Here is a 6630-nt window from a genome sequence, read left to right on the forward strand (position 1 = left end):
CAATCCTACAATCCTACAATCCTACAATCCGCGTCCAGTATCAGCGGCGTACCGTTATTCCCAAACCCGCCTACCAAGTCGAATAAGGATGCTTGCTCAAATACGCATTGGTAAATTTTCCTTCCGACGTAATCTCCGCGCCCAGCCAGTCCGGTTTTTCAAACGGTGCATCTTCCGCAGGCAGCTCGACCTCCGCCACCACCAAAGGCGCGTTGTCGCCGAAATACTCGTCGATTTCAAACACAAAGCCCTTAAATTCCACCCGATAGCGGTGTTTTTCCATTTTAAACGGACACATCGTCTCCATCATCTGCCGCGCGTGCGCCAAAGGAATTTCGTATTCAAACTCGCTGCGGCTGACATCCGAAATATAGCCTTTCAAAGTCAGCCAAGCCTTGTCGTCAATAATGCGCACGCGGATGGTGCGCTCTTTTTCCACGCTCAAATAGCCCTGCCGCAACACCTGCGGCGCGGAGGCTTCGCGCTTCCAGTCATCGTTTTTCAACAGGAAGCGGCGTTCGATTTCAATAGTCATCTGTTTGATTCCAATATAAAAGAAGGTCGTCTGAAAACAGGTTTTGCACACACCTTAAAACGGCTTGAACACCACCATATACAAAGCCACGACCATCATCAATACAGGCACTTCGTTAAACACCCTGTACCACTTGTGCGAATGCGTATTGCGTTTTTCCTCAAAGCCGCGAAGCAGCGCGCCGCAATAAAATTGATAAGCCAAAAGCAGCAGGCCCATCAACAGCTTCACGTGCAGCCAGCCCTGCCCCCACCAGCCCGTCACAAACGGAATCAAAATGCCGAACACCAGCGTCCCGAACCCCAACGGCGACATAAACTTATACAGCCGCCGCGACATCGCCGAGAGCCGCTCATATTCCACCGGCTGCTCCGCCGCTTCGACCTGCGCCAGATTCACAAAAATCCGCGGCAGGTAAAACAGCCCGGCAAACCACGAAATCACAAAAAACACATGCAAGAGCTTAAACCACAAATACATTTTCAGACGACCTCATGCTCGAAAACGCGTATTTTACCCGCCAAACCGCAGCGGCTGTTTTCTTTATGTCAACGACTGTCTGTTTTACGCCCGAAAAATGGTAAATCACATCATAATTTCGTATCGTTTATATGCAATAAGATTAAATTTTGTTAAAATGCATATGTAATTAAACTAATATGCCCATTCCCCGCAGGACAAACACAAAACGGAAAGAAAACATGATTAAGCAATTTGAAATCAGCGCCAGCGTTCAAAAACAAATCGGCGACTACCTCGCCGCCAACCAGACCGACCTCAAAACCGCCATGGCGGACGAAACCCGCAACGGCGAAGTCGCCGCCATCATCCATGCCGGCCTGCCCATGATGGTGCGCAAAATCTATTCTCTGGAAAAAATGAAAAACTTCTTCTGGACGAAAAAAGAACTGATGGTCGAATTCGTCGCCATGCGCCTTGCCGCCGCCGAAAAGAAAAACGCCAAGAAAAAACGTTAAGCCGTTGCGGCATATTGAGAAAAAAGATTGAAGGTCGTCTGAAAGTTTTCAGACGACCTTTTACAATACGGCATAGCCGGCCCGTTTACATCGATACCGCTTATTTGTCGGCGCGCCATTTCCGCCCCACCTGCGCGAGGACAGAGAATGTATCAAAAATAAACGAACCGGTCATAACGCCTTCCCGCAGCAACCAACCTGTTTGCCGTTTTACCGAAATGGCGGGCAACAAAAAACCCTCGGAAAACCGAGGGTTTTTAAAATTGGTTGCGGGAGCAGGATTCGAACCTACGACCTTCGGGTTATGAGCCCGACGAGCTACCATGCTGCTCCATCCCGCGTCAGAAGATAGAACTATACTTTCATTCCAGAAAGGTGTCAAGTATTTTCTTGATTAAATTGTTTGGAACAAAAACGATTCCTATGATTTCAAGTAATTACTTTTATTTAACACGCGAAACCTGCCTATGGGTACGGCACGGCTTTTGTCATTCGCGGTGGTAGGGATGGTTGTGGAGGATGGAGACGGCGCGGTAGAGCTGTTCGGTCAGCAGAACACGCACCATGCCGTGCGGGAGAGTGAGGCTGGAGAGGCGCATCATCATGCGGGCTTGTTGTTTGAGGCGGTCGGTCATGCCGTCGGCGCCGCCGATGACGAAGCAGACGTGTTCGCCGTTTTGCTGCCAGCTTTTGAGGTGTTCCGCCAGCTCGACGGAGGTCGGGGCTTTGCCGCGTTCGTCGAGGACGATGAGGAATGCGCCTTGGGGGATGGCTTCGAGGATGCGTTTTTCTTCCGCCGCCATGCCTTGTGCGGCATTGACGCCTGCGCCGCGTTTTTCGGGTTTGATTTCTTTGAGGGTGTAGGCGACGTCGCGTCCGAAGCGTTTGGCGTATTCGCCGACGGCTTCGTCCACCCAACGGGGCATTTTGGTGCCGACGGCGAGGACGGTGATGTTCATGGGTTTCCTTGGTCGGATGGGGTCGTCTGAAAACTTCGGTTTGGGCAAAAAGGGGTAGGGCGTGCGCAATAAAGCCGTCTGTATGCACAGACGGCTTGGGATGATGGCTTAGTCGGCGGCGTGCCAGGGTTTTTGCGCGCCGGCGTGGAAGCTGGGTTTTTCGCCGCCCCAGAGGGTGTCGATGTCGTAGAAGTCGCGGACGGCGGGCAGCATGACATGGACGACGAGGTCGCCTGCGTCAACGAGCGTCCATTCGCCGCTGTCGCCTTCGGTGCTGAGGATTTCGAAGCCGGCTTCTTTGAGGCTGACGGCGACGTTGTTGGCGAGGGCTTTGACTTGGCGGGTGCTGTCGCCGCTGGCGATGATCATGCGGGCGAACAGTGAGGTTTTTTCTTGGGTTTGGAGGACGGAGATGTCTTTGGCTTTGATGTCTTCGAGGGCTTCGACGGCGGTTTCGACCATTTTTTGCAGGTCTTGCAGTTCTTGTTCGTTCATTGTTTTCCTAATGGTGGGAATGAAATGGGGTTTGGACGGTATTATAACTTATCTGTATGAATTTACGCTATTTTCCGCTTTGGTACAGTTTGTGTTCGCGGATGTAGCGGGCGACTTGGGGCGGGAGGTCGTCTGAAAGTCTGCCGCTTTGGAGGGTTTGGCGGATTTGGGTGGAGGAGGTGTTGTGCAGGGGGGCGTTGAGGATGCGGACGCTGCCGTTTTGGAGGGCTTCGCCCAGCCAGGCGTGGAGTTCGCGCGGGGTTTGGTTGAGGTTGTCGCCTTGGCGCATGGCGACGGCGATGTGGGTTTGGCGCACGAGGGTCTGCCATTTTTTCCAAGTGTGCAGTTTCATGAGGCTGTCGCTGCCCATGAGCCACCAAAGTTGGGCGGCGGGGAATTGCTGGCGGAAGATTTGGACGGTGTCGAAGGTGTACGTTGCGCCGTCGCGGACGATGTCGCAGTCGCTGGCGGCGAAGCGGGGGTCGTCAGCGATGGCGAGTTCGGTCATGATGAGGCGGTCTTGGGCGGGGGCGCGGGACGGGTCTTTGTGGTAGGGGTCGCCTGCGGGCAGGAAGACGACGGTGTCGAGTCCGATTTCGTCGGCGAAGGCGCGGGCGATGTGGAGGTGGCCGTTGTGGATGGGGTCGAAGGTGCCGCCGAAAAGTCCGATGTTTTTCATGGGTGTCCTTGGGTGTGGGGTGTGCGCTCTGTTTGGGTTTCGGACGACCTGTCGGGTTTATGGGTTGTCGGGGTCGTCTGAAAGGCTTTTTGCTTCGGGGCTGCCGTCGACGATGAGGGTAAGCTTGCCGGTGGTCGGATGGATGACGAGTCCGTGGACGGCGATGTCGGCGGGCATAAGCGGGTGGTTGCGGATGACTTTGACGGTGTGGCGGACGCTGTCTTCTACATTGTCGAAACCGGTCAGCCAGTTGTCGAGGTTTATGCCCGCGTTGCGCAGGGTTTCGATGCGGTCGTCGGGGATGTTGTTCTCGCGTACTTTTTCGAGGAAATCGGCGGCGTTCAGCCCCTTCATACCGCAGTCGTAGTGGGCGATGACCATGATTTCTTTGACTTTGAGTTCGAACACGGCGACCAAAAGGCTGCGCATGACGGATCCCCAGGGATGGGTAACGACTGCGCCGGCGTTTTTGATGACTTTGGCGTCGCCGTTTTTCAGCCCGAGCGCGTTGGGCAGCAGCTCGATGATGCGCGCGTCCATGCAGGACAGGATGGCCAGTTCGCGGCCGGGATATTTGTCGGTTAAATATTTTTCGTATTCGCCCGATTCGACAAAATTTTGGTTATAGGCGAGAATTTCGCTCAATTCGCTCATGGTGTTGGATCTCCGAAAGAATGGGACGATTATAGTATAGCGGTTTTCGGGCGGTTTGGCTTTGCATCGTGTACCGTCCGGCTATGGATAGAGTTGATTGCAAATTGAAACAAAGCAGATACAATCCGCTTTATGTTTATGATTGGACTGAGGAACAGCCATGTCTTCGCACCCTTGTTTTTCCGAAACGATCGACCGCCGCACCCACGACGCGCTCTACGATTGGGCGCGGGCAAGTTACGGCGCGGCAGACGACTGGAACGCGCTCTATCTGAACGGGCTGGCTTTGGGTCGTCTGAATCCGTTTTGGCGCGAACGGATCAAACAAGACTGGCAGGAAGGGCTTTCTGAAATTTCAGACGACCTCTGCCTGCAAACGGACAACTGGCTGGCAATGGGCGACAGTTTGCAGCACTTGGCGCACGAATGGAAAAGCCTCGGACTGCTGCACGGCTGGCGCGACGAAAAATTTGACGTGTGCAACGACGCGGGCAAGGTTCTCTTTGCGTTGGAACGCGCCGCCTTCCGCCCGTTCGGACTCATGAGCCAAGCCGTCCACCTCAACGGACTGGTGCAAACCGACGGCGGCTGGTATTTTTGGATAGGCCGCCGCAGCCCGCACAAAGCCGTCGATCCCGACAAACTCGACAACCTCGTCGGCGGCGGCATTGCCAGCGGCGAAACCCCGTTTGCAGCCGTCTGCCGCGAAAGCGAAGAAGAAGCCGGACTGATGCCGCCCGCCCTCGGCAACCTCCGAGCCGCCGCCCGAATCCACAGCCTGCGCCCCGTATCGCGCGGCATCCACAACGAAATCCTGCACATCTTCGACATCGTCCTGCCCGAATCCGTCCGCCCCGAAAACCAAGACGGCGAAGTCGCAGGGTTTGAATTGATGAACGTTTCGCAACTCATCGAAACCATGTTGTCCCAAGCCATGATGCACGATGCCCAGCTCGTTACCCTCGAAGCCCTCAAACGCTACGGCGCGCTCGACAGGCAGCATCCGTTAAGCCTATGGCTGGACAGCCTTTGCCGCTGAACGAAACCAATAAACAAAACCCGCCGTTTCCCTTCCCCGATTCCCCAAAAGGTCGTCTGAAACCCATGCTCCGACTTACCGACATCTGCAAACGCTTCGACAGCAAAACCGTCGCCGACCGCATCAGCCTGACCGTGTCCGCAGGCGAAACCCTCGCCGTCCTCGGACGCTCCGGTTGCGGCAAATCCACCCTGCTCAAAATCATTGCCGGCATCGTCAAGCCCGACAGCGGCGAAGTCTGGCTGGACGGGCAGGACATCACCGCCGTCCCGCCCGAAAAACGCAACGTCTCGCTGATGTTTCAAGACTACGCCCTGTTCCCGCACCTGACCGCCCAAGAAAACGTCGGCTTCGGACTCAAAATGCGCCACCTGCCCAAAGCCGAAATCGAAGCACAAACCATGCAGGCGCTGCGCGACATCGGTTTGGAAAACGAAGCCCGCCGCAAACCCGGCAGCCTCTCCGGAGGCGAACAGCAACGCCTCGCCCTCGCCCGCGCCCTGATTATCAAACCGTCCCTGCTCCTCTTGGACGAAGCCTTCTCCAGCCTCGACACCCACCTGCGCCACACCCTCTACCGCCTGACCGACGAGAGCATCCGCCGTCAAAACATCCCCGCCGTCCTCGTAACCCATTCCCCCGAAGAAGCCGCCGCGCTGGCAGACCATATCGCCCTCATGCACGAAGGGCGCATCCTCCAATACGGCACGCCCGCCGAACTCTTCCGCCGCCCGGCCGACGCCCAAGCCGCCCGCCTGCTCGGGCTGCCCAACACCGACGATACGCGCCACATCCCTACGCACGCCATCCGCCCCGACCCGCAAAGCACACCCTGCCGCATCCTGTCCCTCACCCCCCTACCCGACAGCCTGCGCCTGACCTTCGCCCACCCCGAATACGGCGAACTGACCACCCTCCTACCCGCCGGACAGCTACCCGACGGCGATACCGTGCCGATACATATCGATAAAGAACAAATCGTCTGGTTTGAATCATCGCGCTGATGTTTTGTGTCCCGCCTGTCTGTTGACACATTGTGCAAATTAAAAAAGGTCGTCTGAAACTTTTCAGACGACCTTTGCTTTTACTTCCAAGAGCTTGGGGTTTTAAAACAGCCCGAACTTATTTTTTAATCGCGGTACGCATATTGTCGGCGATGTGGGTCGCGCCGACAGTCAGACCGGACATACCAATCAGCGATGCGGCGGCGAGTTTGATCAATTCTTTCATTTTGAGTCTCTTTCTTGTGTTTGTGTTGCGGATATTATAGTGGATTAACTTTAAACCAGTAC

Annotated in this window: 9 protein-coding genes and 1 tRNA gene; 3 read left to right on the forward strand and 7 right to left on the reverse strand. The window is 55.5% G+C overall.

Annotated elements, in window-relative coordinates; translation table 11 throughout:
- Nucleotides 1-70 precede the first annotated feature (70 nt).
- Nucleotides 71-535, reverse strand: coding sequence for a CYTH domain-containing protein (locus HMPREF2907_RS11145; protein ID WP_045074902.1), 465 nt, complete (start codon nucleotides 533-535; stop codon nucleotides 71-73).
- Nucleotides 536-589: 54 nt separating this feature from the next.
- A complete protein-coding gene (locus tag HMPREF2907_RS11150; protein WP_049228039.1) occupies nucleotides 590-1015 on the reverse strand; it encodes a CopD family protein in 426 nt (141 codons plus the stop codon).
- A 221-nt stretch (nucleotides 1016-1236) separates the two neighbouring features.
- On the opposite strand from HMPREF2907_RS11150, the gene HMPREF2907_RS11155 reads away from it, so the two are divergent.
- Entirely contained in the window at nucleotides 1237-1512 is a 276-nt protein-coding gene (locus HMPREF2907_RS11155) for a hypothetical protein (protein ID WP_016687126.1), read from the forward strand.
- Between the two features lie 264 nt (nucleotides 1513-1776).
- Here the strand turns inward: HMPREF2907_RS11155 and HMPREF2907_RS11160 are convergent.
- From HMPREF2907_RS11160 to HMPREF2907_RS11180, 5 genes are all read right to left on the reverse strand, one after another.
- A tRNA-Met gene (locus HMPREF2907_RS11160) sits at nucleotides 1777-1853 on the reverse strand.
- Nucleotides 1854-2000: 147 nt separating this feature from the next.
- A complete protein-coding gene (gene rlmH / locus HMPREF2907_RS11165) occupies nucleotides 2001-2471 on the reverse strand; it encodes a 23S rRNA (pseudouridine(1915)-N(3))-methyltransferase RlmH (RefSeq protein WP_009312525.1) in 471 nt (156 codons plus the stop codon).
- A 108-nt stretch (nucleotides 2472-2579) separates the two neighbouring features.
- On the reverse strand, nucleotides 2580-2966 hold the full coding sequence (gene rsfS / locus HMPREF2907_RS11170) for a ribosome silencing factor (protein ID WP_003760959.1): 387 nt from the start codon (nucleotides 2964-2966) through the stop codon (nucleotides 2580-2582).
- Nucleotides 2967-3033: 67 nt separating this feature from the next.
- Nucleotides 3034-3645 carry a nicotinate-nucleotide adenylyltransferase gene (gene nadD / locus HMPREF2907_RS11175; RefSeq protein WP_003764780.1) on the reverse strand — a complete coding sequence of 204 codons (612 nt, stop codon included), beginning with the start codon at nucleotides 3643-3645 and terminating at the stop codon, nucleotides 3034-3036.
- A 57-nt stretch (nucleotides 3646-3702) separates the two neighbouring features.
- Nucleotides 3703-4299, reverse strand: a complete 597-nt coding sequence (locus tag HMPREF2907_RS11180) for a beta-class carbonic anhydrase (RefSeq protein WP_070682732.1) — start codon at nucleotides 4297-4299, stop codon at nucleotides 3703-3705.
- A gap of 160 nt (nucleotides 4300-4459) precedes the next feature.
- On the opposite strand from HMPREF2907_RS11180, the gene HMPREF2907_RS11185 reads away from it, so the two are divergent.
- Together HMPREF2907_RS11185 and HMPREF2907_RS11190 are read left to right on the forward strand one after the other, a co-directional pair.
- Complete coding sequence (locus HMPREF2907_RS11185) at nucleotides 4460-5338, forward strand: NUDIX hydrolase (RefSeq protein ID WP_070682733.1); 879 nt, start codon at nucleotides 4460-4462, stop codon at nucleotides 5336-5338.
- Between the two features lie 65 nt (nucleotides 5339-5403).
- The gene (locus tag HMPREF2907_RS11190; RefSeq protein WP_070682744.1) at nucleotides 5404-6342 is read left to right on the forward strand and encodes an ABC transporter ATP-binding protein; all 939 of its coding nucleotides are present in this window, start codon (nucleotides 5404-5406) and stop codon (nucleotides 6340-6342) included.
- Nucleotides 6343-6630 lie beyond the last annotated feature (288 nt).

Source organism: Neisseria sp. HMSC055H02 (genome assembly GCF_001813335.1).
In the GTDB taxonomy this organism is placed as follows: domain Bacteria; phylum Pseudomonadota; class Gammaproteobacteria; order Burkholderiales; family Neisseriaceae; genus Neisseria; species Neisseria sicca_C.

Excerpts from the sequence above, each read along its gene's own strand:
- HMPREF2907_RS11145 (WP_045074902.1), bottom strand. The coding sequence starts at position 535 with ATGACTATTGAAATCGAACGCCGCTTCCTGTTGAAAAACGATGACTGG.
- HMPREF2907_RS11150 (WP_049228039.1), bottom strand. The coding sequence starts at position 1,015 with ATGTATTTGTGGTTTAAGCTCTTGCATGTGTTTTTTGTGATTTCGTGG.
- HMPREF2907_RS11155 (WP_016687126.1), top strand. The coding sequence starts at position 1,237 with ATGATTAAGCAATTTGAAATCAGCGCCAGCGTTCAAAAACAAATCGGC.
- rlmH (WP_009312525.1), bottom strand. The coding sequence starts at position 2,471 with ATGAACATCACCGTCCTCGCCGTCGGCACCAAAATGCCCCGTTGGGTG.
- rsfS (WP_003760959.1), bottom strand. The coding sequence starts at position 2,966 with ATGAACGAACAAGAACTGCAAGACCTGCAAAAAATGGTCGAAACCGCC.
- nadD (WP_003764780.1), bottom strand. The coding sequence starts at position 3,645 with ATGAAAAACATCGGACTTTTCGGCGGCACCTTCGACCCCATCCACAAC.
- HMPREF2907_RS11180 (WP_070682732.1), bottom strand. The coding sequence starts at position 4,299 with ATGAGCGAATTGAGCGAAATTCTCGCCTATAACCAAAATTTTGTCGAA.
- HMPREF2907_RS11185 (WP_070682733.1), top strand. The coding sequence starts at position 4,460 with ATGTCTTCGCACCCTTGTTTTTCCGAAACGATCGACCGCCGCACCCAC.
- HMPREF2907_RS11190 (WP_070682744.1), top strand. The coding sequence starts at position 5,404 with ATGCTCCGACTTACCGACATCTGCAAACGCTTCGACAGCAAAACCGTC.